The organism is Paenibacillus sp. 7516, assembly GCF_002272715.1.
In the GTDB taxonomy this organism is placed as follows: domain Bacteria; phylum Bacillota; class Bacilli; order Paenibacillales; family Paenibacillaceae; genus Paenibacillus; species Paenibacillus illinoisensis_A.
In genome coordinates, this window is sequence record NZ_NPBI01000006.1 from 33,655 (window position 1) to 58,727 (window position 25,073).

25 protein-coding genes are annotated in these 25,073 nt (G+C 47.1%); 6 read left to right on the forward strand and 19 right to left on the reverse strand.

Going from position 1 to position 25,073, the window contains the following annotated elements; all coding sequences use genetic code 11:
- Nucleotides 1–113: 113 nt before the first annotated feature.
- Nucleotides 114–842 (forward strand): DUF421 domain-containing protein, encoded by a 729-nt coding sequence (locus tag CHI14_RS03625; RefSeq protein WP_095287063.1) that lies wholly within the window; start codon nucleotides 114–116, stop codon nucleotides 840–842.
- 32 nt (nucleotides 843–874) lie between these two features.
- Nucleotides 875–1,246: a DUF4363 family protein gene (locus CHI14_RS03630; RefSeq protein WP_095287064.1), complete on the forward strand. Its 372-nt coding sequence runs from the start codon at nucleotides 875–877 to the stop codon at nucleotides 1,244–1,246.
- A gap of 76 nt (nucleotides 1,247–1,322) precedes the next feature.
- On the opposite strand, the gene CHI14_RS03635 is transcribed toward CHI14_RS03630, so the two are convergent.
- From CHI14_RS03635 to CHI14_RS03665, 7 genes are all read right to left on the reverse strand, one after another.
- The gene (locus tag CHI14_RS03635) at nucleotides 1,323–2,030 is read right to left on the reverse strand and encodes a M50 family metallopeptidase (protein ID WP_095287065.1); all 708 of its coding nucleotides are present in this window, start codon (nucleotides 2,028–2,030) and stop codon (nucleotides 1,323–1,325) included.
- Nucleotides 2,031–2,076: 46 nt separating this feature from the next.
- A complete protein-coding gene (locus CHI14_RS03640) occupies nucleotides 2,077–2,553 on the reverse strand; it encodes a hypothetical protein (RefSeq protein WP_095287066.1) in 477 nt (158 codons plus the stop codon).
- Between the two features lie 167 nt (nucleotides 2,554–2,720).
- Complete coding sequence (locus tag CHI14_RS03645) at nucleotides 2,721–3,869, reverse strand: metal ABC transporter substrate-binding protein (RefSeq protein ID WP_095287067.1); 1,149 nt, start codon at nucleotides 3,867–3,869, stop codon at nucleotides 2,721–2,723.
- Nucleotides 3,856–4,749 (reverse strand): metal ABC transporter permease, encoded by an 894-nt coding sequence (locus CHI14_RS03650; protein ID WP_095287068.1) that lies wholly within the window; start codon nucleotides 4,747–4,749, stop codon nucleotides 3,856–3,858. The genes CHI14_RS03645 and CHI14_RS03650 overlap by 14 nt, the downstream gene beginning before the upstream one ends.
- Nucleotides 4,695–5,402 (reverse strand): metal ABC transporter ATP-binding protein, encoded by a 708-nt coding sequence (locus tag CHI14_RS03655; protein ID WP_095287069.1) that lies wholly within the window; start codon nucleotides 5,400–5,402, stop codon nucleotides 4,695–4,697. The genes CHI14_RS03650 and CHI14_RS03655 overlap by 55 nt, the downstream gene beginning before the upstream one ends.
- Before the next feature lie 49 nt (nucleotides 5,403–5,451).
- Complete coding sequence (gene rpmG / locus CHI14_RS03660; RefSeq protein WP_036613813.1) at nucleotides 5,452–5,601, reverse strand: 50S ribosomal protein L33; 150 nt, start codon at nucleotides 5,599–5,601, stop codon at nucleotides 5,452–5,454.
- 70 nt (nucleotides 5,602–5,671) lie between these two features.
- On the reverse strand, nucleotides 5,672–6,871 hold the full coding sequence (locus CHI14_RS03665; RefSeq protein ID WP_095287070.1) for a GTP-binding protein: 1,200 nt from the start codon (nucleotides 6,869–6,871) through the stop codon (nucleotides 5,672–5,674).
- 242 nt (nucleotides 6,872–7,113) lie between these two features.
- On the opposite strand from CHI14_RS03665, the gene CHI14_RS03670 reads away from it, so the two are divergent.
- Entirely contained in the window at nucleotides 7,114–8,145 is a 1,032-nt protein-coding gene (locus tag CHI14_RS03670) for a permease (RefSeq protein ID WP_095287071.1), read from the forward strand.
- A 41-nt stretch (nucleotides 8,146–8,186) separates the two neighbouring features.
- A complete protein-coding gene (locus CHI14_RS03675; protein WP_095287072.1) occupies nucleotides 8,187–9,170 on the forward strand; it encodes a TIGR03943 family putative permease subunit in 984 nt (327 codons plus the stop codon).
- Between the two features lie 140 nt (nucleotides 9,171–9,310).
- On the opposite strand, the gene CHI14_RS03680 is transcribed toward CHI14_RS03675, so the two are convergent.
- From CHI14_RS03680 to CHI14_RS03705, 6 genes are all read right to left on the reverse strand, one after another.
- Nucleotides 9,311–10,612 (reverse strand): pyrimidine-nucleoside phosphorylase, encoded by a 1,302-nt coding sequence (locus CHI14_RS03680; protein WP_095287073.1) that lies wholly within the window; start codon nucleotides 10,610–10,612, stop codon nucleotides 9,311–9,313.
- A gap of 401 nt (nucleotides 10,613–11,013) precedes the next feature.
- Nucleotides 11,014–11,721 (reverse strand): purine-nucleoside phosphorylase, encoded by a 708-nt coding sequence (gene deoD / locus CHI14_RS03685; protein ID WP_095287074.1) that lies wholly within the window; start codon nucleotides 11,719–11,721, stop codon nucleotides 11,014–11,016.
- 139 nt (nucleotides 11,722–11,860) lie between these two features.
- Nucleotides 11,861–13,039: a phosphopentomutase gene (gene deoB / locus CHI14_RS03690; RefSeq protein WP_095287075.1), complete on the reverse strand. Its 1,179-nt coding sequence runs from the start codon at nucleotides 13,037–13,039 to the stop codon at nucleotides 11,861–11,863.
- A gap of 29 nt (nucleotides 13,040–13,068) precedes the next feature.
- A complete protein-coding gene (locus tag CHI14_RS03695) occupies nucleotides 13,069–14,259 on the reverse strand; it encodes a NupC/NupG family nucleoside CNT transporter (protein ID WP_095287076.1) in 1,191 nt (396 codons plus the stop codon).
- A gap of 185 nt (nucleotides 14,260–14,444) precedes the next feature.
- Nucleotides 14,445–15,095, reverse strand: coding sequence for a deoxyribose-phosphate aldolase (deoC, locus tag CHI14_RS03700; RefSeq protein ID WP_095287730.1), 651 nt, complete (start codon nucleotides 15,093–15,095; stop codon nucleotides 14,445–14,447).
- Nucleotides 15,096–15,308: 213 nt separating this feature from the next.
- Nucleotides 15,309–16,247 carry a sugar-binding transcriptional regulator gene (locus CHI14_RS03705; protein ID WP_095287731.1) on the reverse strand — a complete coding sequence of 313 codons (939 nt, stop codon included), beginning with the start codon at nucleotides 16,245–16,247 and terminating at the stop codon, nucleotides 15,309–15,311.
- A gap of 261 nt (nucleotides 16,248–16,508) precedes the next feature.
- Here CHI14_RS03705 and CHI14_RS03710 point away from each other — a divergent pair, with 261 nt between their 5' ends.
- Nucleotides 16,509–17,135, forward strand: a complete 627-nt coding sequence (locus CHI14_RS03710) for an FMN-dependent NADH-azoreductase (RefSeq protein ID WP_095287077.1) — start codon at nucleotides 16,509–16,511, stop codon at nucleotides 17,133–17,135.
- 92 nt (nucleotides 17,136–17,227) lie between these two features.
- Here CHI14_RS03710 and CHI14_RS03715 read toward each other — a convergent pair whose 3' ends face one another.
- The 4 genes from CHI14_RS03715 to CHI14_RS03730 form a co-directional block, all read right to left on the reverse strand.
- The gene (locus CHI14_RS03715) at nucleotides 17,228–17,578 is read right to left on the reverse strand and encodes a hypothetical protein (RefSeq protein ID WP_095287078.1); all 351 of its coding nucleotides are present in this window, start codon (nucleotides 17,576–17,578) and stop codon (nucleotides 17,228–17,230) included.
- Between the two features lie 153 nt (nucleotides 17,579–17,731).
- The gene (locus CHI14_RS03720) at nucleotides 17,732–18,394 is read right to left on the reverse strand and encodes a class II aldolase/adducin family protein (RefSeq protein WP_095287079.1); all 663 of its coding nucleotides are present in this window, start codon (nucleotides 18,392–18,394) and stop codon (nucleotides 17,732–17,734) included.
- Between the two features lie 27 nt (nucleotides 18,395–18,421).
- Entirely contained in the window at nucleotides 18,422–19,921 is a 1,500-nt protein-coding gene (locus tag CHI14_RS03725; protein WP_095287080.1) for a rhamnulokinase, read from the reverse strand.
- A gap of 70 nt (nucleotides 19,922–19,991) precedes the next feature.
- Entirely contained in the window at nucleotides 19,992–21,782 is a 1,791-nt protein-coding gene (locus CHI14_RS03730) for an L-fucose isomerase (RefSeq protein WP_095287081.1), read from the reverse strand.
- Between the two features lie 402 nt (nucleotides 21,783–22,184).
- Between CHI14_RS03730 and CHI14_RS03735 the strand changes: the two genes are divergently transcribed.
- Nucleotides 22,185–23,216, forward strand: coding sequence for a LacI family DNA-binding transcriptional regulator (locus tag CHI14_RS03735; RefSeq protein ID WP_095287082.1), 1,032 nt, complete (start codon nucleotides 22,185–22,187; stop codon nucleotides 23,214–23,216).
- Between the two features lie 107 nt (nucleotides 23,217–23,323).
- Here the strand turns inward: CHI14_RS03735 and CHI14_RS03740 are convergent, their stop codons facing one another.
- Together CHI14_RS03740 and CHI14_RS03745 are read right to left on the reverse strand one after the other, a co-directional pair.
- Complete coding sequence (locus CHI14_RS03740) at nucleotides 23,324–24,217, reverse strand: NAD-dependent epimerase/dehydratase family protein (protein ID WP_095287083.1); 894 nt, start codon at nucleotides 24,215–24,217, stop codon at nucleotides 23,324–23,326.
- 130 nt (nucleotides 24,218–24,347) lie between these two features.
- Nucleotides 24,348–25,070 (reverse strand): SAM-dependent methyltransferase, encoded by a 723-nt coding sequence (locus CHI14_RS03745; protein WP_095287084.1) that lies wholly within the window; start codon nucleotides 25,068–25,070, stop codon nucleotides 24,348–24,350.
- Between the last annotated feature and the right edge of the window lie 3 nt (nucleotides 25,071–25,073).

Below are 25,073 nucleotides of genomic sequence, written 5' to 3' on the forward strand. Positions count from 1 at the left end.
ATATTCCGAATAAGATCATCCAGCCGAGGAAAAGCTTTGTACTAGTCCCACAATATCAATTGGCAGCTTGAAATGATGTTGAAGTACGCCAAGTGTAGGAAGGTGATACATACATGATGGAAGAAACATGGGTTGTGGCTGTACGCTCCATAATTGCTTTTTTGACCCTGATCATCTATACAAGAGTACTCGGCAAACAGCAAATGGGTAACCTTACGTATTTTGATTACATCAATGGCATTACCATTGGTTCCATTGCGGGAACCTTCGCTACTGATTTGTCTTCCAAGGCATGGATTCATTTCGTCGCGCTAACGATTTTTACAATCATTACGATTATTTTTCAATACATAACACTTAAAAATCGAGCGATCTCCAAGCTGATTGACTCTGATCCTACAGTTGTCATACAGAACGGTAAAATTCTTGAACAGAACCTTCATAAAATGCGAGTGAAATTCGATGAATTGACCATGATGCTGCGTCAAAAAGACGTATTTGACATCACGACACTGGATTATGCAATCCTTGAACCGGACGGCAGTCTCTCCGTTATTTTGAAACCCGAGAATCAGCCAGTTACAGCCAAAGACATGCATATGCACCCTCCAAAAAGCAAACTGATGACCGAGCTCATTATTGATGGTGTCTTGATCAAGCAAAACCTGAAGGAGAGAAACAAGGACATAAATTGGCTGACTGAACAGTTAAAAAAGAAAAACATTACGATCCAGGACATTGCTTTTGCGGCCATCTTGCCTAACGACAAATTGTATGTCGATCTTTTCGAAGACCAATTCTCAGAAAAAACGGATATGGGTGATTATAAAGGACCCTTCTGATTTTCTTTTACTATCTGCATGGAGGCGGTTGAATGAAAACACGTTTCTGGTTGCTGTATGTACTGCCCATATTTTTGCTTGTTCTGTTTGTAGCCATCATGGCCACAGGGTCATTTCTCAAAAAACCATTTGGTACACAGGATCGCTTGCTTGAATCCGTACAAACCTTGGAAAAGCAAGTAGAGAAGAAACAGTGGACTGAGGCCAAGTCTCAAGCTGAATATGCAATGCAAGCCTGGGATCGCATCGTCAATCGTATTCAGTTTAGTGTGGAACGTGAGACCATTTACGATATTCTGGGTACGCTTGCTCGAATCAGGGGAGGCGTTGCTGCTAAAGATGATCAGGCGATTATGGAGGAGATTTATTATTTCTATGTCCTATGGGATAATCTTGGGGATTAATAAGATATACAAAATCACAAGTGACGCAGAAAGGCACCTCCTTTATCCCAAAAGGAAGTGCCTTTTCTGAATGCATCTAAGCGTTGCGCGAACGTACACCACGTGATCGTGGACTGCGAGATGTACCTTCTTTGCGGAAAAACAGACTCAGCGCCCCTTTTGCGCACCACAGTGCAAACAATGCAAAAAGTGTACCCCAGAACAGGGCTGGCAGGAACGTCTGTTGAGCCAGATTTGCTGCATCGCCTGCCCGTGATGGCTGTGTCCAGGACATGAAACCGACGTACATGGCACTAACCACAGACTCTTCCAATGTTAAGAAAGCAAGTAACAGATAGTAGTACTTCACGATTTTGGCGCCAAAGATCATAATCACGACATTCAGAGCAATGAAACCTGTAAGCCATAACATGCCGAATTCTCCTCGTACATATAACAAAAGGGAAACCAGCGCTACAGCAGTCATGATACCCAGCCCCCACATATGCAGCCCTTTGCGGTATAGATAGAATAACAACCATGCAAAAAGGGAGGCCGTGACATACCCTGCCAATGACACCAGAATGGATCTGCCTGGTGTTAACATAGATGAGTATGTGACGCCGCTGTGATCGGCGTATAATTCGATTCGTAATACTTTCCCGGATAACAGCAGGGTCATTAAAGCATGGCCGAATTCATGAATCATCGTGTCCAGATTCCGGAACAACGAAGAAAACGGAATAAAACGTGTTAGAAAAACTGAAGCCACCAAAAACAATATGGTTTTGAGCCATTTATTCAATTCCGTGTTCCCTCCCCATCACCGACTAAACATGCCCATCGTTATACTACGTATCAACCCTCTTCTCGTTTCTCATGAAAAAGTGGGCTGCACAATATTCCATCCACCAACAGAAGCTGCGATTATGCCCAATGAAGAAAGAAGACAAATCATAACGTCCCTTCTCGACCTCGAGCGTAACGAGCAGACGATTTCGCATATGCTTCAGTGCATATTGGACGAATTGATCGGCGGTTTCACTCTGCACTAGTGTAACATAGGCATATAACGAATGGTCTATCGGTTCATCTAGCGGACTTACTCCGGCACATGAAAACTCGGTCCCAACACCGGCTTGCTGAAGTGAGGATAAGGCTTCAAGCAGCTCCGCATCTATTTCTACACCGTTCCACAGCACCGTTCTTTTCGCAGACACAGTATTTTTATCACGTTCCGTCCAGTGCAGCAGCTCCTGCTTGCGTCTTCTCCATAGATGAGGCGGCTGCTGACTTAGCAATACTTCCTGTTCTTCACTTAGACCCATAAGCTTCTTCTCCCCCTATCCCTCATTGGTCTTCCGATCGTCTGACACAAGAAAAGAGCACATCGCTGTGCTCTCTGCGTGGCAAAAGGCAAAGGAATGGCACGGCCATTCCTCAGCATGTTGTACCATTGTACCTTTTTCGATGACTGGTATCAAATGGGTTTTAATTATTCATTCAAAGCCAGTTTGAGGGCCTCCAGATTCTGCTCCATAACACCAATGTAGTCCAGACCCGCAGCAATTTCCTCTTCGGTTAATCCTTCAATGGGATTCAATACGGCTGTTTTGGCACCCACTTCACTGGCGATGGTCTCGGATACTTTGGAAGATACCAGTGTTTCGAAGAAAATCGTTTTGACCTGATGTTCCTTGGCAAAATCGATTACAGATGCCATCTGTGCTGCAGATGGCTCTTGCTCGGGAGACAACCCGGCGATAGGTACTTGCTGCAGACCATACTGCTGAGCAAGATAGCCGAACGCTGCATGCTGTGTAATGAAATCTTTCCGTTTGCTGTCGGATACAGCCGCTTTAAATTCTTGGTCAAGTGTCTCCAGCTTGGCGATGTACGCATCCGCATTTTGCTTGAATTGTTCGGCATGTTCCGGTGCAGCCTGTGTCAGTCCGGCTTCGATGTTCCGCACTTCCTGAACAGCCAGAACAGGTGATAACCAAACGTGCGGGTCAAGTCCGCCATGATCGTGTGAATGCCCTTCTTCGGTGTTGGCACCATGTTCATGGTCGTGTTCTTCTGTCGTCACTTCATCTGTATGATCATGGTCATGCTCTTCTGCAGCAGCTTCTTCCCCATGCTCGTGATCATGGGCATGCTCTTCTGTCGTTGCTTCATCTGCATGATCATGGTCGTGTTCATCTGCACTAGAGTCCCCATGATGATGGCCGTCTTCTACGCCTTCCAGCAGATCAATGCCTTGGCTTGCTTCAACTTCTACCAGCTTGTCATTACTCAGACTATCCTTTACCTGATCAATCCATGATTCCATGCCAGCACCATTATAGACGAGTACATCTGCTTTCTCGATGCTTGCTATATCCTGAGGTGTTGGCTCCCAGTCATGAGGCTCCATACCAGCAGGAACGAGTGTATGTACATCAGCCAGATCTCCTGCTACATTTTTGGTGAACTCATACATTGGATAAAAGCTGACCTGTACGTTCAATTTTTCCTCAGTTGCAGCCGGAGTACTTGTTGAAGCTGCATCCGAATCGGATGCGGGTTTGGTTTGTCCGCAACCTGCTACAATAAGTGTGAGACTGAACAACAGTCCCATTGCTGATTTTTTACTGAATTTCATGTGGTGTATTCTCCCTTGAATGTATTAATATCCTTGCACGTTGCTGTTTTACTTCCTTGCGGTGCCGTTTACGATTGTATAGTTGAATCAGCTTTTGTGCTGATATTCCAGTCAATAGAAAGGCGAGCAAAATGAGTGCGATCGTCCCGCCTGGCGGTGTATTCAAATGGTAAGATGTCGTCAATCCGCCAAAAATGCCAATTAACCCGGTAATGACGGCAATGACCAATGCAGCAGCGAAGCTGTGAGAGATTCGAAGTGCCAGCGCAGCTGGCAGCACAATCAACGCGGATACAAGTAGTACGCCAACGATTGGCATGGCCGAAGCAACCGTCAGACCTGTCAATACGGCGAAAGCAAATGATAAACCTTTTACCTGAACGCCCCCAATAGAGGCTGTCTCTTCGTCAAACGTCAGATTATATAATGGTCTCCGTAGAACAATGAAGAAAAACAAACCAATGATGCATACAGCTGCCATCATCCATAACTGAACATTGCTGACTGCAACGATAGAACCGAACAGATAAGAACTGAAGGTTTTGGACAAGTTAGTTTTCAAACTCATAAGCACCACAGCCAGTGCCAGACCTGAGGTCATGATAATCGCTACAGGAACTTCGCTATACGTACGATAGCTTCTCCGTAATTGTTCGACCAGTAACGCACCAATGACAGCGATCGCGAACCCGCAGATTACCGGGTTGAGATTCATGACCGAACCAAGGGCCACCCCCGCCAGAGAAACATGGGACAGCGTATCGGCCATCAGCACCTGCCTCCGAAGCATCAGGTAGACACCAAGAATCGGAGCAATCATGCCAATCAGTCCGCCTGCCCAAAAGGCTCGCTGCATGAATTCGTACTCAAACACTGCCATTCCTCACTTTCTTGACGCTCCAGGGTGATCGTCCGGTCCAACCGGTTGCCCATCTCTTCAAGGCCATGTGTCACCATAATAATGGTCAATCCATGTACATCTGCATAGTGTCGCATCAGATCATAGAACCCTTCCCGGCTGCGGCGGTCCATGCCTGTTGTCGGCTCATCCAGAACTAGAACTTGAGGCTGTCCTGCCAGAGCTCTGGCGATGCAAATGCGTTGCTTCTGTCCACCCGACAACGCGCCTACCCGTGTATTGCGATATTCCCACATACCGACTTCCCGAAGACTACGTTCGACTATGGCTTCCTGGTCGGGTGAGAATTTTCGGAATAGACCAAGCTTGCGGTAACATCCGGATCGCACCAGTTCAATGACTGTACTGGGGAACCCGCTGTTGAATGATGCCATCTGCTGGGGCACATACCCGATCTCCAGTTTGTTGCCACGGTTGTTCTGAATATTCATATGTACCGTGCCGCTCCAGGGCTGTAACAGCCCCAGCAGCAATTTCAGCATGGTTGTCTTCGCCGAACCATTGGGTCCAGTAATGCCTACAAACTCTCCCACATGAATATCCAGCGATAATTGATCGATGACGGGTTCTTTGCCATATCCAAAAACTACGTCGCGCATGGAAGATAGAATCATGGTAGATCCTCTTTTCGTAAATATTACGATTTAAAAATGACAAAAAAATTTATCTCGTTTCCCGGTGAATCGTCATTTTCTTCAATCGTGGTGAATATTTTTTCATTTCAAGACGCTCCGGGTGGTTACGTTTGTTCTTCGTCGTGGTATAGTTGCGATCCCCGCACTCTGTACATGCTAAAGTTACAATGACTCTCATGGTTGTGACCTCCTCGCTTTTAATCGTAATTATTACTGTTTAATGATACTATCCTATCCATTTTCTATTGTCAACCCCATGATGGAAAAGGATCTTTCAGTTCACGCCAATTAAGCTGCATTTCTTCTTCGGTAAGCAACGTATCGTCCAATGTTCGCTCAATCTCAGCGCGGTCCATATCAATTCCGATAAATACCAATTTCGTTACCCGGTCTCCCCACGTATCATCCCAATCCGGAATGGCTGGTAACGTATCTCCAAAATGCATTTGTCGTTCCTCTTCGCTCATCGCACCTACCCATAAGCCAGCTGGTCCAAGTTGCTTGGAGGTGCCTGCGTGACTGAAAGAGATGGCCATATGGTTCCGTGTAGCCAGCCACATCAAGCCCTTGGATCTGACAATATTCTCCGGCCACTTCGCAATCCAGCGCAGCAATCGTTCCGGATGAAACGGACGTTTCCGATGGTATACAAACGAGTGAATGCCATACTCTTCCGTTTCCGGGGTGTGCTCTTCCTTCATTAATTCGCGGATCCAGCCTGCAGACTGACTGGCTTTTTCAAAATCAAACCGTCCCGTGTTCAATATCTCCTTCGGATCAATCTGCCCGTGAGTCGTTCGAATCAGCTTGGCTTCGGGTTGCATCGCATGCAGAGCTTTTTCGAGCTTCAACAATTCCTCCTCAGAGACGAGATCACACTTATTGAGAATCAGCACATCACAGAATTCAACCTGATCGGTCAGTAGATGCACGATGCCCCGGACATCGCCCTCTCCTGCTTCCTGTCCCCGATCCATTAATGTTTCTTTTGAATAAAAGTCCCGCCAGAACTGCGCCGCATCCACAACGGTTACCATGGTATCGAGTCGGGTAAACTTCGTTAAATCAATTCCGAGTTCTTCATCGATATATGTAAACGTCTGTGCAACGGGAACAGGTTCTCCAATACCCGTCGATTCAATCAGAATATAGTCAAAAGAACCATCCGTAGCGAGACGTTCCACTTCTTTTAGGAGATCTTCCCGAAGCGTGCAGCAGATACAGCCGTTGGACATCTCCACGAGCTTCTCGTCAATACGTGATAATCCGCCTCCATCTCGAATTAACCCGGCATCAATGTTTACTTCACTCAGGTCGTTTACGATTACGGCGACTCTCATACCTTCCCGATTATGCAGCACATGATTCAATAGGGTTGTTTTGCCTGCGCCCAGATAACCGCTTAATACGGTCACCGGTACCCGATGATTCTCTTGTTTTTCAGACATATCTATTCCTCCACTTCAAGGTTCTTAATAAAAGGAAGAACCCATATATTTTTCGATTTTGTTAATCGTAATAATTACGATTAACAATCAACACTATACTTGACTTTACTTTCGCTTGTCAACTTCTCGATTCAACACTAACGAATAAATCGTAAAATTTATGATTAAAAGACCAAACTGCGTATGTTGCTTAAGGTACAAGCATATAGATTACTAAAAGTCCGGTTGTGGAGGTCTGTTGTATGAAGCTTGCAGCCAATATGAAGCTCCTGTCCATCCTGGTTCCCTGCGCCTTTCTTGTTCCCGTGCTTATCACGATGTCCTCTGATCTGAAACAGGCGTGGAACAGCGAAGCTTTGCAAAATATGAAAACCGTATTCATCGGCATTTTCCTCGAAGCTGCCCCTTTTCTACTCATCGGTGTACTGCTCTCTTCACTCATGCAGTGGTTCGTGTCGGAAGAGATGGTACGCAAGCTGACACCAAAGAACCCCATTGGTGGAGTACTCGTGGCTGGTTTACTCGGAATCATATTTCCGATCTGCGAATGTGGCATGATACCGGTTGTTCGCCGTTTGATGCATAAAGGCATGCCTGCATACATTGCAGTTACTTTTATTCTTAGCGGTCCTGTAGTCAATCCTATCGTGTTTACCGCAACATTGCTCGCTTTTCCATCTCATCCCGAAATCACGATAGCCCGCATGGGGCTGGCTTTTGCCGTCGCAGCTTCGATAGGCTTGTTGGTATATTTGTTTGTGCGGCAGAATCCTCTGCGCAAAGCCAAGGCTGCTGTGACAGAGGTCAAGACTCACTCTGGATTCAAAATGGCACACTCACCTAAGCACGACGACCACGACCATAACCATGAGAGAAATTGGCGCAGCTTCTTTATTCATGCCGGAGATGAATTTGTGGATATGAGCAAGTATTTGGTCATTGGTGCATTGATTACAGCCTGCATTCAGACGTTTATTAGTCGAAGTGACTTGATTGCGCTTGGAAACGGCCCGGTTGCCTCCTATGTGTTTATGATGGGATTTGCTTATGTATTGTCTCTTTGCTCCACTTCCGATGCATTTGTGGCTTCTGCGTTCTCGCATACCTTCGCTCTCGGTCCGCTCATTTCATTTCTTGTTCTTGGTCCCATGCTCGATTTCAAGAGTACACTGATGCTGCTATCCACTTTCCGCACAAGATTTGTCATTGGGTTAAGCATAGCCATCATTGTTCTCGTCTTCGCTGGATCTTGGCTAGTTAACCTTCTGGTATAGCGTATAGCTCACTTCATTGAAAATTGAAAAGAGGTGATTAGATGATTCATCCTGCATCCTTTCACACCCACAGTCACAATTCAAGGAGACACTCCATCCAGTGGCATTCATTAATACGTGCGGTATGGATTGGTGGTCTTGCCATATACATCTTCCATTTGAAGGAAAATGATTCTTTACATTATTATCTGGCACCTACGATGCAGCGTTTGCTGTTATGCTGCCCCATACCACTACTGTTCATCGCGGTCATTATGGCTTGGCATGGACTGTTCGGTCAGGGCCAGGTCCATTGCGATTGTGAACATCCCCCTCCGTCTGGAGGTCTTCGAAGCTTGGTGACCTACGCCTTAATCATGTTTCCTCTGCTGCTCGGCTTTTTGCTGCCCGACCAGGCACTCGGCAGTTCCATGGCCAGTCAGAAGGGCATGTCGCTGTCTTATGCTCCTCCCGAAATCAGGCGTAAAGATCCTGTACCAGAGGAAGGTGCCCGCCTGAATATTCAAGATTTTGCCCAGAATCAATCATCTGCTGCTTCCGGGGCAGCGGGTAAGGTCCAATTCATTCCTCCTGATGAATACAGCCGTGAATTTGCTGAGCTAGCGGAAAAATTGTATTCAGAACCGGTCATCAAGGTTTATCCTGAGATTTTTTCGGAAACGCTTGGCACCATTGACATGTTTCAACGACAATTTGCAGGCAAGCCGATCTCCCTTACTGGCTTTGTCTATCGGGATGAAAGCATGGATCATGAATCACACTTTGCGCTTGGACGGTTCCTCGTCATGTGCTGCCCAGCAGATGCAGCGCCATTTGGCGTAATGATCCACATCCCAGAAGCCGACAGTTTTCCTACCGACAGCTGGGTACAGATTGATGGCAGCATCGGATCCGCCCAGGTGAATGGCAAGGATACCATTGAGATCCGGGCAGCGAAAATTACTCCTGTTTCTGAGCCATCCACGCCTTATATTTATACCAATGCAGATTCCGTAATGGCCTATGATAAGCTGCAGGCGAAATGAGAGGGATGGTTTAAACCTAAGTTAAGGCCCAGACCGAGTCTCATATTCATTGAACGAGAAAAAACCCGAAGCCATAAATCCACGGCTTCGGGTTTTTCAATTCAAGAACAAGACATATTGTACTCGGGGGATCTGATTAATTATTCTGTTACGATATCATGAACGAGCACTGGAGCATCGGCGTGATCAGCGATGGTAATGTTCTCTTTGATCTTTGCGATCACGTCTGCCACATCCTCACGATTGGCATGGATGGTTACCAGCGATTCACCAGCTTTGACCTTGTCGCCAACTTTTTTGTTCAGCATCAAGCCTACTGCAAGATCAATCTCTGATTCTTTGGTAGCACGACCTGCACCAAGCAGCATCGCAGCAGTACCAATCTCGTCCGCGACGATTCCAGCGACATAACCGTCCTGGTCAGCTGGAACTTCGATCAGATATTTCGCCTGTGGCAGACGATCTGGATGGTCGACGACAGACGCATCGCCACCTTGGTTGGTCAGGAAAAGCTTGAATTTCTCCAGTGCCTTCCCGTTCTGGATCACTTCTTTCAATTTCTCTTCCGCTTGTTCCAAAGAGTCTGCTTTGCCAGCAAGGAATACCATCTGACGTCCAAGGGCAAGACAAAGTTCTTCCAGATCTTTCGGTCCTTTACCCTGCAGCGTCAGAATAGCTTCTTTCACTTCAAGCGCGTTACCGATCGCAAAGCCCAGTGGTTGAGACATGTCGGAGATGACAGCCATCGTTTTGCGCCCTACATTGTTACCAATGCTGACCATGGCATGTGCCAGTTCTTTTGCATCTTCCGTCGTTTTCATGAATGCACCCGCACCCGTTTTTACATCCAGTACGATGGCATCTGCACCTGCAGCAATTTTCTTGCTCATGATGGAGCTGGCAATGAGCGGAATGGAGTTAACTGTTGCTGTTACGTCGCGGAGTGCATAAAGCTTCTTGTCGGCTGGTGTAAGGTTACCACTCTGACCGATAACCGCTACCTTATGTTCATTTACCAATCTAATAAATTCTTCCTTCTCCAGCTCGACGTGGAAACCGGCAACGGACTCCAGTTTGTCTGTTGTTCCGCCAGTGTGACCCAGACCGCGTCCGGACATTTTTGCTACAGGAACATCCAGAGCAGCAACGAGCGGCGCCAACACCAAAGTTGTTGTGTCACCAACGCCTCCGGTGGAGTGCTTGTCTACTTTGATGCCTTCAATGGCGGATAGATCAATCGTTTCACCCGAATTAACCATCGACATCGTTAGATCCGCGCGTTCCTTGTCCGTCATATCCTTGAAGAAAACGGCCATCGCCCAAGCGCTGACTTGATAATCCGGAATTTCTCCTTGGGTATAACCTTGAACAACAAAATCAATTTCAGCTGTTGTCAGTTCTTTTCCGTCACGTTTTTTGGCAATAATGTCTACCATTCTCATGATGATCTCTCCTTTGTTGTGAGTGATTTAACTTATATCCGAGGGTGACCGTTCCGGTTACGGATCGTTCTTCCGATCGCTGTTGTCTCTAAATTTCTTTGAATTACTTTTAGTTAGGTAGAAATTCGGAGACAAAGGCGAACGCTAACGCTTCTTCAGAATCGATTCCGTTCCCTTCACTACCTTCTGATTTGTCAAAAGTTGTCGCGATGCCTAAGGCTGACGCTTCGCTTCTTCAGGTTTATTCTACCCTCTCCGTTATCGTGTAAATTTGTATATTATTGTGGTGGTAAAAAACTCGAAGACAAAAGCGAACGCTTCGCTTCTTCAGAATTGATCCGTTTCCTTCACTACGTGCTAATGACAAAGTTTCAATTCAAATCAATGGATATTAGCGTAATTTACAGCGTGATTGCTGTTTCCAGTGCAACGACCATCATGTCGTTGAATGTTTTTTGGCGTTCTTCGGCAGAAGTTTCTTCGCCGGTTAGCAAGTGGTCGCTTACTGTCAGAATGGTCAATGCATTCACGCCAAACTTCGCTGCGATCGTGTACAGTGCTGTCGTTTCCATTTCCACGCCCAATACACCGTGCTGCATCAATTTTTCAGTAACTGAGCGGTCGTCACGGTAGAACGAATCGGAACTGAATACGTTACCTACATGGATTTTCATGCCTTTTGCTGTCGCGCGGTCATACGCTTCTTTCAGCAAGGAGAACGTTGCGATTGGGGAGAAATCATATCCGCCAAACACAAGCTTGTTCATGCTGGAGTCCGTACAGGACGCTTGAGCCAATATGACGTCACGAACACGCACGTGCTCCTGCATACCTCCACATGTTCCCACGCGAATGAGGTTTTTGACGCCATATTCGCTAATCAACTCATTGGCATAGATGGCGAACGATGGAATTCCCATGCCTGAACCCTGCACCGAAATGCGTTTTCCTTGATATGTACCGGTAAAGCCCAGCATTCCGCGAACTTCGTTATAACAAACGACATCTTCCAAATACGTATCCGCAATATATTTAGCGCGTAATGGATCTCCTGGCAAAAGGATCGTTTCTGCGATATCTCCGGGTTTGGCTCCAATATGTGTACTCATGGTTAAATCTCCTCCAGTTTATCCATTAATATAGTCATGCCAGATCCCGGGCAGCCGAAGCTGCTCCGGTGTTCTGCATATCTTTTGTTTACAATTTCATTATTCATCTGGTTTTAGCTTGACCGACGAACGACGAGATCTATTTTAAATCTTTCAGGAAGCTCGTACCATACTCCGGCAATTGTACACCGAAGTTATCGGCTACCGTAGCACCAAGATCTGCAAATGTACTGCGCAGTTCAAGCTGCTTACCTTCAGTAAAGCGTGGAGAATACACAAGCAGTGGCACATACTCACGTGTATGGTCCGTGCCACGATACGTTGGGTCATTACCATGGTCAGCCGTAATAATCAGCAGATCATCGTTGGTCATTTTCTCAAAAATCTCAGGCAGACGTGCATCATAATCCTCAAGCGCTTGAGCATATCCTTGTGGATCACGGCGATGACCGAACAATGCGTCGAAGTCTACCAGGTTCAGGAAGCTAAGCCCGGTGAATTCTTCATCCATCGTCTCGGACAATTTGTCCATGCCATCCATGTTGGACACTGTACGGACAGACTTGGTCACCCCTTCACCATCATAGATGTCAGCAATTTTACCAAGGGCAATAACATCGAATCCCCCGTCCTTAAGCTCATTCATCACCGTACGGCCGAATGGTTTGAGCGCATAGTCGTGACGGTTCGCTGTACGTTTGAAGTTACCGACTTCCCCAACGAACGGACGAGCAATGATACGGCCCAGCATGTATGGATCATCAAGCGTGATCTCCCGGCAGAATTCACAAATTTCATAGAGCTCTTTCAACGGCACCACATCTTCATGTGCTGCAATCTGCAGAACGGAATCCGCGGATGTATAGATGATGAGCGCTCCGGTTTTTACATGCTCTTCACCAAGCTCATCAATGATTTCCGTACCACTGGCTGGTTTGTTTCCGATGACTTTGCGGCCTGTCTTCTCTTCGATGCGCTGAATCAGCTCATCCGGGAAGCCATTCTCGAATACACGGAACGGCGTATCAATATAGAGTCCCATGATCTCCCAATGTCCTGTCATCGTATCTTTGCCGCGGGATGCTTCCTGCATTTTGGTATAATATGCTTTGGGTGCATCCGCGACAGGAATGCCCTCAATTTCTTTAATGTTGGATAGTCCGAGACTTGCCATATTCGGCATGTTCAGACCTCCACGTTCACGTGCAATGTGACCAAACGTATCCACATCGTAGTCATCAAACTCTGCCGCATCGGGCGCTTCACCAATACCTACAGAATCCATAACGATCAGATGTACTCTTTTGAATGTTGACATAACTTACGCACTCCTTCCAATTATCCGGCTTACAAGAACAGTCCGGCGATGATCGCAGACAGCACGCTGACAAGCGAAGCACCGTAAAGCAGCTTCAGACCGAATCGGGCCACCACATTGCCCTGTTTCTCATGAAGTCCCTTGACCGCACCGGCAATGATACCGATGGAGGAGAAGTTGGCGAACGATACGAGGAAGACCGACACGATGCCCGTCGTACGGGCAGACAGTGCGGTTTGTTTGGTTAGATCCAGCATGGCAACGAATTCGTTCGATACCATTTTGGTTGCCATAATACTTCCCGCCTGAATCGCTTCTTTCCAGGGAACGCCCATAATAAACGCAAAGGGTGCAAACACATAACCAAGCAGTTCCTGGAACGAAATGCCGAGAACAGCACTAAATATGCCGTTAATGAGCGCAATCAGGGCAACGAAACCGATGAGCATTGCTGCAACAACGATCGCCACTTTGAAACCGTCCAGAATGTACTCACCCAGCATCTCGAAGAACGATTGTTTTTCCTCTTCCTGCACTTCCAATATATCTTCTTCCTCGGTTACCCTATAAGGATTCACGATGGAAGCAATGATAAAACCGCCAAACAGGTTCAGCACAAGCGCTGTAACCACATATTTCGGATCAATCATGGACATATAGGCACCAACAATGGACATCGATACCGTGGACATGGCTGAGGCACATAGTGTGTACAGCCGATGCTTCGGCAGCAAACCGATTTGTTTTTTTACGGAGATGAACACTTCAGATTGCCCCAGAATGGCGGAAGCAACCGCGTTATATGATTCCAGTTTGCCCATTCCGTTGATTTTGCTTAATACCAGACCAATATATTTTATAACAAAAGGTAAGATTCGGATATACTGCAATATACCAATCAGAGCAGAGATGACGACAATCGGCATCAACACCGTCAGGAAAAACGGGCCACTCCCGCCTTCTGCTCCAACGTTTACTAAACCGCCGAAGACAAAGGTAATTCCTTCGTTTGCATAGTCCAGAAGGTTTTTAAATATCGTGGAAAATCCGCCAATCAGCCATGTTCCCACTTCGGTGTTCAGCAAAGCATAGGCGAGTATAATCTGTAAAACAATCATGACGGCCAGCGGCCGGTAGCGAATTTGCTTCTTGCCGTTACTTGCAATGTAAGCCAGTCCAAAAACAACAAGTAAACCGAGAATGGCAATCAAAAATTTCATTTAATCTCTCCTTTGAAGGTAGTTTAGCCCGATGTTGAATTCTGTTCAAAGGCCATACCGTAAAATGAAGCTTTCAGAAAAGTTATGAAGCGCTTACAAACTGTTCATTTGATAAAGGTTGAGGACCTGTTCCCCATCATCGGTGTACATACCGGTTTCTGGAGAACAGATCAACGACCTGGTTTTTAGTAAGAGGATGTAGATTGTCCACCTTGCATGATTTTCACGCCGGAGCTTGCACCAATCCGAGTTGCTCCTGCTTCAATCATTTTTTGCATGTCTTCCAGGCTGCGTACACCGCCCGATGCTTTTACACCCATATCTGGTCCAACTGTTCGGCGCATCAGAGCGATGTCTTCAGGCGTTGCCCCACCTGTAGAGAAACCTGTGGATGTTTTGACAAAATCGGCGCCTGCTCTAACCGCTGCCTGGCATGCACGTACTTTCTCTTCATCTGTAAGCAGACACGTTTCAATGATGACTTTTACCAATGCTTTACCCGCTGCCGCTTCAACAACAGCACGAATATCCTGCTCCACATAGTCATCTTTTCCATCTTTTAACGCGCTGATGTTGATCACCATGTCCACTTCTGTAGCACCTTTAGCGATTGCATCTGTCGTTTCGAACGCTTTGGTCTCGGAAGTAGAAGCTCCCAGAGGGAATCCGATTACTGTACAGATATCCACGCCACTGCCTTGAAGCTGCCCTGCTGCATAAGAAACCCATCCCGGATTCACGCATACAGAAGCAAATTGGTACTGTTTCGCTTCTTCCGTCAATTTGTTGATTTCGCTTTGTGTTGCGTCCGCACGAAGCAAGGTATGATCGATCATTTTGGCTAATTGAGCTGTAGTCAATTGAATCTCTCCCTTATCTGAACTGTTTATTTATAGCCTTACACTAACATGAACATATGTAAAAATCAATATGAACCTTTGTTCACTCTCGTTCACCCGCTATTGTGAGCGAAACAACGCTTATAGCTTCTGCCCTAAAAAAGCAAAACATCCACCATTGTTCCGTGGCAGATGTTGTCATCCTCAGATTTAGAATCGAAGCAAAGCCTGGGCTGTGTACTGGTCTGTTACCAAAATGTTAGCATAGTGTCCTTTGAGCGCTGCGTGGATGGCTTCAATTTTGCGTTGACCACCGGCAACAAGAATGGATTTCTCTTTGTTCCGTAATTCGGCCAGGTCAATCCCTACGGTTCTGCTGTTGATCTCTTCACTAATCAATTGACCCTCAGCATCAAAGAAACGTGAACAGATATCACCTGCACCCGAATTCATCAGCAATTGCTGTTCCTCTTCGTTGAAATAACCCAGCTTGAACAGGAGCGCATCCTCCTTCACCGTACCCACAGTGAAGATCGCGATGTTGGCCTGTCTGCCGAGCTCTACGATGCGTCCGATGTGCCGGTCTGCTTCCACCATTTTCTTGACTTCAATATTGTCAAAAATAACAGGCAGGGGCAAGTACCGTGGAACGGTATGGAACGCTTCCGCGAATAAATGCACAATCTCCGCTGCATACGTGTTTACGTGAGAATGACTTACGCCTCCCTTTAACTGAACGACTTCAACACCTTTAACCTGTTTGGCCCGAAGCTGTTTGGCCACCGCGTACATCGTTGTTCCCCATGTCACTCCAATAATATCTGCATCCTGTACGGTATCCTGCAGATAGTCCGCAGCTCTTTTGCTGATATGCCTCTGTATCTCTTCATCACTCTTCAATGGTGCAAAACAGACGAGTGCGGTATCCAGATTATATTTGGCTTTGAGTTCCCCGGCAATGATATCAATGTCCTCCAGCGGGTCCATAATTTCAATACGGACATAACCTCGGTCCTTGGCATACTGGAGCAACCGGGATACGGTTGGACGAGACACGCCCAGCCTAACGGCGATATCCTGCTGGCTGTAATCCGACTGATAATACAATTTGGCTGCTTCAATGCTTAATCGTTGTTTCTCCAGATCCATTCCCATCTGCAATCATCTCACTCATCCATGGTATCGTTTGCAATTCTTGTTCCATACTGATTAAACTTTCAATTCACTGCTAGTTCAGTTTATTATACATCATGAAGTACCAGGTCACTATTCCTTCTGTAGCTAATGACATATGAGAAGATTTGTGAAATCCAAGCATAAAAAGAACTCTAGGGTGCATACTACAGCGGTCACTTTATCGTTTGAGGAATTATGAATTCACCAAAATACATGACTGAGAGGAAGTATTGCATGCCAACCCTACTGTATATTACTGCCCATCCACATGATCATGAGACCTCCTTCAGTATGGCCACTGGTCAAGCTTTTATAGATGCATACCGGGAAAGCAATCCATCGGATGAGGTTGTCCATCTCGATCTGTATCGCTCCAACATCCCGCATATTGATGCCGATGTGTTCAGTGGTTGGGGTAAACTCCAATCCGGCAGTGAACTCACTGCGGATGAGCAATCCAAGGTAAGCCGTCTGAATGAGCTATCGGATCAGTTTGCATCAGCTGACAAGTATGTTTTTGTTACTCCAATGTGGAATTTCTCGTTTCCTCCAATCATGAAGGCGTACATTGACTCCATTTGTGTGGCTGGCAAAACGTTCCGCTATACAGAGCAAGGTCCGATCGGACTTTTGACGAATAAAAAGGCACTGCATATTCAGGCCCGTGGCGGCATTTATTCCGAAGGATCTGCAGCTCAAATGGAATCCGGGCATCGATATCTGAGCATCATCATGTCATTCCTGGGTGTACCCAAGCTGGATGGGATCTTCATTGAAGGTCACAACCAATTCAGAGAACGGGCGGATCAGATAAAACAGGATGCAATGGAACAGGCTCGAACTGTAGCGAAGCAGTTTTAATCATGAAATGAAAAAAGTAAAGCCCGCTATGCTCCCTTATTCGTACGAAGGGGCACACAGCGGGCTTTTATATAATAAAGAATGATATCTGATTATTGATGACCGGCACTGGCACGGCTTATGGTTTCAAGTTTGCGGGTAATGGCATTACGGTCCACTTTCAATCCCCAGAGCATTTCAACGATTTGCTCTTTCTCTTCAGCGGAATCGGCATGTTTGAGCTGCATTAAGAGATCATGCATCTGTTCATTAATCCCTTCAAACTGGGTCCAGAGATCCTGGCGTACTTCTTGAGAATCCAAGTGACGATTAGCGTCCACCTCTTCTTTTAGTGCTTGCAGAATGGAGTTCTTCCACTCAACGTCACCTAACTGTGTCGCTATGTTCAGGAGATCCAGATAATCGTCAACAAGAAGTGAGTTCAATTCAGCATGTGTTTTCATCGTTTATTGCATCCCCTTTTCGTCTATTTACCAAGTATTATACTCGGTTTTTCAGGATTTGCAATAGGTGTCGGAATAAGGTTCAGCTTTTTGCTGTTTATGTCGAATCATGACGAAATAGTTCGAATACACTCGATATTAGCACTCTTGATATTATGACTTGAGCTGTTGCAACAACTGGACACGATACGCTTCACTGTCCAGAGATTGGATCTCCTTATATTGTTCAGCCGTAAGAACCCTTGGTTCTCCAGCTGCCTTGGCAATCATATACACTTTTGCACTTTCCTCGACCACTTGAGTTCGATAATAGGCTTCGCGCAAATTTTTTCCTGTCGTGACCAGTCCATGATTGACAAGGATGAGGGCCGAATGTGAGTCCACCTTAGCAGCGACTGCATCGGCCAACAGTTTGGTTGTGGGAAGAACGTAAGGAATGAAACCGACGTCCCCTACAAGTGCAGACTGATCCGGAAAAAGGTGAGGCAGTTCATCGTACACGAGGCTCAGAGCGATCGTATATGCAGGATGCGTATGAACAATCGCTTGAATATCGGGATTCACGCGATAGCTGTACAGATGCATTAACACTTCTGAGGAAGGACGTGTTGATCCCGCCCGGGTCTCACCTGTCCCGATATCAACCGCAATCCATTCCTCCGGTTCAATATCCTCAAGTGCATAACCACTCGGAGAGAGCAGCATCGTCCCTTCCGAACGGGCGCTCAGATTGCCTCCAGGTCCAACCACGAGACCCTGCGCTACCGATCTGCGGGCATATTTGGTCAGTTCTTCTCTTACCAGCTGTTCAGTCATGTGTTCCTCCACTCCCTTATCTTCTTTTTATTTCAATCCCTTCGCTAAGCGCCCATTCAGTTTTTGATAGATTTCATAGGCTTCCTGCCATAGCAGGCTATCCTCTGGCTCATAGGTTTTCAGAGTGAAGGAAGCGGCGGCAATCTCCCTGACCTCAGACAAACTGCCTACTTCGCCATGGGCCATGAATTGTAGCATGCAATTCCCGGCGGCTGTTGCCTCCACTGGCCCTGCTACCACAGGAATACCGGTGGCATTCGCTGTAAACTGACACAGTAAACGATTCTGAACACCTCCACCTACCATGTGAATGACGCTCGGCCGACTCCCCGTGACAAGTTCAAGTTCATCCAGTGTCTGCCTGAATTCCAGAGCCAGACTTTCCAAGATGCAGCGTACAATCGCTCCGATAGTTTCCGGAATAACCTGCATGGTGGCACAGCACTGCTGACGTATTCGTTCAGGCATATCACCCGGTGTTAGATATATCGCATCTCCCGGCAGGATAAAGCTTTGTAGCGCTGGAGACGATGCTGCGAGGTGAACCAGTTCCTGATGACTGAAAATATGATTTTCCCGTTCCCACTGCCTTTTGCACTCCTGCAGAAGCCAGAGACCTGACCGATTCTTCAAAATTCTTGTCTTGCCATTAACCGTCCCTTCATTGGTGAATCCCAGACCTCGGCTGCGTTCATCGAGTACCGGGGAGTCGCGTTCCATGCCCATTAATGACCATGTTCCACAGCTGATAAAAGCAAAATTTGAATCTGACGCAGGGATGGCTGCAAGTGCTGATGCCGTATCATGCGAGCCTACAGATATGACTTGCATGGGTTCAATCTGTAACTCTGCGCACAGATCATCTGTTAACCTTCCCAGCACAGTGCCTGGCCGAACAATAGGTGGGAAAAGTGTTTCAGGTAAACCGAGGCGGCCAAATAAGGATTCGTTCCAGCGGTCCTCTCCGGCATGCAGAAGTCCGCTTGTACTGGCAATTGTATATTCACAGGCCTGCTGTCCCGAGAGATAAAAGTGAAACAGATCCGGCATGAATAACATCCGTATATCCGGACGTAATTCAGCGTTTTCCCGTAAGCTTCCAACCAATTGGAACACCGTATTAATCTGCTGAGGCAGAACGCCGGACATGGTATACAGATCTTCTTCATTAATCATACGCAGTGTCTCTTTCATCCAATCGGCATTACGCGATTCCCGGTAATGACGTGGGTTCCCGCATAATCTTCCTGTTCCATCCACCAAGCCATAATCAACGCCCCAGGTATCAACGGCAATGGAACGTACAGGGTGAGTTAATCCCTGAGTGCCCTTTACAATGCCCTGTTTCAGTTCATGGAACAGTCTTAGAAAGTCCCAATACAATCCGTCTGCAAGCTGAACGGGATCATTACTGAATCGATGTACTTCCTGTAACGAGAGCATCTCTCCGTCAAAACTTCCCCTGACCACCCGGCCGCTTCCGGCACCATAGTCAGCAGCAAGCACATGGTTTGCCTTATTTCCCATCTCTCTTGCCTCCTCCTTTGGAAGAACGCCACATTCTGATTAGGCAGAATATGGCGTCTGACAGGATAGTCTAGCGGTATAAAGGTCCAAATACGCTGCAAGCACGATAATCTGCACTCTCCGGTTCACTTGTTCCAAATAACCCCCATGCCCGTGGACGGAATATTTCGGACTCCGGTACATTATGCATACTCACCGGAATCCGCAAGATTGAAGCCAAGGTTAGGAGATCTGCTCCAATGTGCCCATATGAGATCGAGCCGTGGTTGGCGCCCCATTGGTTCATGACTTCATAAACGGAGGTAAATGCGCCTGTTCCTGTTAAAATAGGGGCGAACCAAGTTGATGGCCAAGTCGGATCCGTCCGCTGGTCCAGCGTATTATGCACTTCATCAGGCAGATCTACGGTGTAACCCTGCGCAAGCTGCAGTACAGGACCAAGACCCTTTACCAGATTGAGACGTGTCATCGTGACGGGCATACCGCCTTTGGTCAGGAAGTCAGCGGAGTAGCCGCCCCCTCTGAAATATTCGACTGAGGCAGGTCTCCACGATGTCGACTGCAGGCAGTTCTGAACTTCTTCATCGGTAATTTCCCAGAACGGCTTCAGAGCAGGATTACCGTCTCTGGATTGCTGCCCAGTGCCATCGAGTGCCGCGGAGCCGGAATTGATCAAGTGGAGAATCCCGTCCTTTGCTTTTCCCTCCAATTGGTGTCCTGTTACCCGAGCTACCGAATCCGGACTCCAATAGGTACGTACATCTGCAAAAATTTGGGCTGTATGAGTGAGCAGGGAGCCGAACAGCATGGATACACCATTCAGGCTGTCATTTTCTGTGGCTACCAGATAAGGAGAGCGTTTGCCATTCCAGTCAAAGGATGAATTCAGGATCGACTCCAGGAAATCGCCATTAGGCGAATGATCCGTCCACTGCCGCTGACCCTGGAAGCCGGATACAATGGCGTGATGACCCATCGATTCTTCTGTAAAACCGAGTTCTGCCAATCTCGGATTGCCTGCCATCAGATCACGTACGATCTGAGTCATTTTCACGACAGTTTCCCATTCATACTCTTTCCGCTTGCGGTCTGTTTGCAGATGGGGCGGGTTGTTATCCGGCCCTTCAATGCAGTTTTCTTTCACCCAAGCCAGTGCCAACTTGTATTCTTCCGGATCATAGATTTCTTCCTCAATCCGCCGGGTCAGCTCGCTCATATCCACATATTCGTTCCTCATGCCGAGATATTCCTGGAAAAAGGAATCGTTCACAATGGATCCGGCAATTCCCATGGATACCGAACCAATGGACAGATAGGCCCGCCCCTTCATCGTAGCGGCTGCAAGACCCGCCCGGCTGAAGCGAAGCAATTTCTCACGGACGTCATCTGGAATGGTCGTATCCCCGCCATCCTGAACATCCTCGCCGTAGATCCCGAAGGCCGGAATCCCCTTCTGAGCATGTGCAGAGAGTACGGCTGCCAGATAAACTGCGCCAGGCCGTTCCGTACCGTTAAAACCCCAGATGGCCGTAGGTATGGATGGAGACATATCCATCGTTTCCGTACCATAACACCAGCATGGAGTAACCGTAATGGTGACTCCTACATTCGAACGGTTGAACAGCTCTGCCGCCGCAGCTGCTTCGGCTACACCGCCGATACAGGATTCGGCAACGACGCATTCGACCGGGGAGCCGTCCGGATAACGAAGTTCTGCCGTAAGCAGCTCAGCTACCGATGTTGCCATTCGCATCGTTTGTTCCTCCAGGGATTCACGTACTCCCTTGCGTCTGCCGTCAATGGTGGGACGAATACCAATCTTGGGAAAAGCCTGTTTATAACGGTAATCCTGATGTGTCATACTAATACGTCCTCCTTCAAGTGGTTTCTGGATAGGTACGAATTGATTTCACGTTGTCTTTCAGGATGCAGTTAAAGCGGTCAGACCTTGACGATGTAATCCCGATACCCATTGGTGCGTCAGTCCTGAACAAGAGAGCAATTCATTAAATGAATACGTTTACAATTTTAAATTGAACAAAAGTTCATTTTATGTATGGATCTCCATGATGCAGTCCTCTTTCTCTGCAGGAACGGATGTATAGAGCAAAAAAGAATGCCTACTGTAAATGGTTTGCTGAAAAAAGTGGTTTGTTTTGTATTTTGGGTTATCGGTAACCCTAACATAGCACGCGCCCATATTGCTGTCAATCGGCATTATCCTATAGAATGGTAAGACTATGTTATGAGAGGTTAGATTCTATTGATCACTATTTATGATATTGCCAAGAAAGCCAATGTTTCTGCCATGACGGTCTCCAAAGTGATTAATCAAACAGGTCGCATCAGCACGGCCACCAGGGAACGCGTACAGCAGGTTATTGATGAACTCGGGTATATACCGAATTCGAACGCACGCAGTCTTGTACTTCAGCGAACACAGATGTTATCTCTACTGATTACAGATATCACCAATCCATTTTATACGACGCTCGCACGCGGAGCCGAGGATGCAGCTAACGCTCGTGGATATCGTCTGTTGTTCGGGAATAGTGATGAAGATTACCACAAGGAGAAGAACTACGTGGAGACGATTCTGTCAACGCGTGTAGACGGAGTCCTATTTGCCCCTACGGGCGACCGTTCCCTTGAGCATCTGCAGCAGTTACATGAGAGGAACATCCCGTTTGTGATCTTGGATCGCACAGTACCGGGGATTACATCGGATGTTATTGCGGGGGACAGTCGGCAAGGTGCACTTCTACTGATCCGATATCTGACGGAACTGGGTCACCGCCGCATTGCGCTCGTTAACGGCTCTTCCGAGGTTTCTACGGCCAGATTACGTGAAGAAGGATATGCTGAGGGGTTACGTGAAGCAGGAGTTAAGGTTGATCCGAAGCTTGTCCTTCGGACAGGTTATCGTGATTTCAGTGATGAGGCTGGAATGGAACAGTTACTTACACAGCCGAATCAGCCAACGGCTATTTTTGCAGCCAATAATATGCTCGCGATTGGGGTCATTCGTCTGCTGCGTAAAAGAGGGCTGCGTGTACCGGAGGACATCTCGGTCGTCTGTTTTGATGATCTGGATCTGGCTTCCGCTTTTGATCCTTTCCTCACGGTAGCAGCACAGCCTGCCTATGATTTTGGAGCCAAAGGCATGCATATGCTAATCGACAGAATTGAAGGCACCGCACCAACTGATCCGCAAACGGTCATACTTCCATCTGAACTGCGTATCCGTGCTTCAGCTTCCCTGCCACTAGGGCAATCGAAACCATTGGAATCATGATAGAATCCGTATGACTGGACTTAAATTAATATAAAAAAACAGGACGCCAAGGAGTTACTCATCCCTTGCGTCCTGTTTTACCATTCATGCTTAGATACCACAAAAATTTAACCTTCGGACTGCAGCGCCAGTGCCACTTCACGTACGAGACCCGGAAACCAGTCCATCAGTGCTTCAAAGGTATATCCGGCCTGCTCTGCCTTGGTTGTGTCCATCGTCCACGATTCCGAGATACCGAAGGGGGACATATCCTCCTGAACGGTTTCGCGTAACACTTGAGACTGCATGCCTGTCACAGTCTCAATCAGGTCCATCATGGCAGACAGCGAAATGGATCCTTTCGAAGCAGCGTTTATAGGTCCGGTAATCGACGAATGCCCCAACCAGGCAAGAAATCTGGCTGCTTCCGTGGAATTGATAAATCCAATCTCGGCCTCCGGATTCGGCATGCCAATTGGCTTTCCTTTTTGCACATGTTCAATATGAAAATGCAGTCTTCTCGTATAATCGTCTATTCCGAGAACAATTGGAATTCTCATCGCCACGACAGGGAAACTCGCTTCCTGAAAAAACACCGCCTCCGCTAGCCGCTTGCCCTCTCCATACGTAAAGTCTTCGTGATTCCCGTATTTCAATGGATACGTGTATGGATCAAAATCCTCTTCCGTAAATCCCGGTTGGGGATCGCCATACACGGAGAGTGTTGATGTAAGCACATATCTTTGGGTACGGCCCGCAAAAGCCTCACACGCCGACTTCGCCGCATCCGGTGAGTAACAGATGTTATCATATACCACATCCCACTGGTCAATCTGTGCCACTTCCGCTAGAGATTGCGGATCCTCCCGATCCATCTTGATCCGGTTCACTTCCGGCCCAAAGTCCACGTTCGTTTTGCCGCGCGTCGCAACCGTAATTTGCGATTTGCCTTCCCACAGCAAATGATCGACCAGACGTTTGCCGAAAAAGCGTGTCCCGCCAAGAATGAGTACCTTTTTCATCCGATAGACCTCCTACCCTCTTCTGGTGTTTCGTATATTATAGCGAGGTTTGCAATACTACAACAAATATACCCCTTAACGCAACAGTTAACCTGCGTTTCAAGGATGGAAAGACCTCTTATCACATGACTCAGGATTCAGGTTTTGTAATTTTGAGCATCGTATGAGCTCCTTGCTGAAATTCATACGTCGTACTGACTTCTGTAACACTGAATCCAAGGTTCTTCAGAAAGGACTTGATCTCGTCCATATGTTCATAGCGTTTACCAGACAGATCGACTGTAGGGAAAATCCGCAGCTCCTGTCTTGTTACGCGCAGCAATTCAAGAATGGTTTGCTCATGGAAGCTGTAGTCCAATCGATCTGCATACGTAAACAGAAAATGCGCAGATAACGTCATATCGAATTGTTCGTCAGTGAAAGGCAGGACTGGAAGCTCTGCATAAACATACTGCTCTGGAAAGTTTCTCATATCTGCCGTACAATCCCGAAGAGCATTCATTCTTGCTTGCTTCAAACCATCCATTGAACCAAAATAGTCCCATCTGTAGCTGTCACGCACCTGTTTCAACTGCTGCATGGTGTGTTCAACGTCTTGCTGCCCTTTCAGTTCCAAATTGCCGATTTCGTGTTGGTATGCAATATCTGCTGCCATGGAATCCATACCATGCCTGCGGGCATGGCTGCTGAATGAACAAGCCCCACCCGGACAGTCCAGAATGGTTCTGCCATGGAGATCTTCTGCTGTAAGGTTGAACATTGACATATATTCCTCATACGTTCTTCCAATAAAAATAATCTTCTCCAGTTCAAGACCTAAACTCTTGTTCTCTCGCTGCTCTTCTCTACTCATCTC

Bases quoted from the DNA above. Each gene is read 5' to 3' on its own strand.
- CHI14_RS03625 (WP_095287063.1), top strand. From the start codon at position 114: ATGATGGAAGAAACATGGGTTGTGGCTGTACGCTCCATAATTGCTTTT.
- CHI14_RS03630 (WP_095287064.1), top strand. From the start codon at position 875: ATGAAAACACGTTTCTGGTTGCTGTATGTACTGCCCATATTTTTGCTT.
- CHI14_RS03640 (WP_095287066.1), bottom strand. From the start codon at position 2,553: ATGGGTCTAAGTGAAGAACAGGAAGTATTGCTAAGTCAGCAGCCGCCT.
- CHI14_RS03645 (WP_095287067.1), bottom strand. From the start codon at position 3,869: ATGAAATTCAGTAAAAAATCAGCAATGGGACTGTTGTTCAGTCTCACA.
- CHI14_RS03650 (WP_095287068.1), bottom strand. From the start codon at position 4,749: ATGGCAGTGTTTGAGTACGAATTCATGCAGCGAGCCTTTTGGGCAGGC.
- CHI14_RS03655 (WP_095287069.1), bottom strand. From the start codon at position 5,402: ATGATTCTATCTTCCATGCGCGACGTAGTTTTTGGATATGGCAAAGAA.
- rpmG (WP_036613813.1), bottom strand. From the start codon at position 5,601: ATGAGAGTCATTGTAACTTTAGCATGTACAGAGTGCGGGGATCGCAAC.
- CHI14_RS03665 (WP_095287070.1), bottom strand. From the start codon at position 6,871: ATGTCTGAAAAACAAGAGAATCATCGGGTACCGGTGACCGTATTAAGC.
- CHI14_RS03670 (WP_095287071.1), top strand. From the start codon at position 7,114: ATGAAGCTTGCAGCCAATATGAAGCTCCTGTCCATCCTGGTTCCCTGC.
- CHI14_RS03675 (WP_095287072.1), top strand. From the start codon at position 8,187: ATGATTCATCCTGCATCCTTTCACACCCACAGTCACAATTCAAGGAGA.
- CHI14_RS03680 (WP_095287073.1), bottom strand. From the start codon at position 10,612: ATGAGAATGGTAGACATTATTGCCAAAAAACGTGACGGAAAAGAACTG.
- deoD (WP_095287074.1), bottom strand. From the start codon at position 11,721: ATGAGTACACATATTGGAGCCAAACCCGGAGATATCGCAGAAACGATC.
- deoB (WP_095287075.1), bottom strand. From the start codon at position 13,039: ATGTCAACATTCAAAAGAGTACATCTGATCGTTATGGATTCTGTAGGT.
- CHI14_RS03695 (WP_095287076.1), bottom strand. From the start codon at position 14,259: ATGAAATTTTTGATTGCCATTCTCGGTTTACTTGTTGTTTTTGGACTG.
- deoC (WP_095287730.1), bottom strand. From the start codon at position 15,095: ATGATCGATCATACCTTGCTTCGTGCGGACGCAACACAAAGCGAAATC.
- CHI14_RS03705 (WP_095287731.1), bottom strand. From the start codon at position 16,247: ATGGATCTGGAGAAACAACGATTAAGCATTGAAGCAGCCAAATTGTAT.
- CHI14_RS03710 (WP_095287077.1), top strand. From the start codon at position 16,509: ATGCCAACCCTACTGTATATTACTGCCCATCCACATGATCATGAGACC.
- CHI14_RS03715 (WP_095287078.1), bottom strand. From the start codon at position 17,578: ATGAAAACACATGCTGAATTGAACTCACTTCTTGTTGACGATTATCTG.
- CHI14_RS03720 (WP_095287079.1), bottom strand. From the start codon at position 18,394: ATGACTGAACAGCTGGTAAGAGAAGAACTGACCAAATATGCCCGCAGA.
- CHI14_RS03725 (WP_095287080.1), bottom strand. From the start codon at position 19,921: ATGGGAAATAAGGCAAACCATGTGCTTGCTGCTGACTATGGTGCCGGA.
- CHI14_RS03730 (WP_095287081.1), bottom strand. From the start codon at position 21,782: ATGACACATCAGGATTACCGTTATAAACAGGCTTTTCCCAAGATTGGT.
- CHI14_RS03740 (WP_095287083.1), bottom strand. From the start codon at position 24,217: ATGAAAAAGGTACTCATTCTTGGCGGGACACGCTTTTTCGGCAAACGT.
- CHI14_RS03745 (WP_095287084.1), bottom strand. From the start codon at position 25,070: ATGAGTAGAGAAGAGCAGCGAGAGAACAAGAGTTTAGGTCTTGAACTG.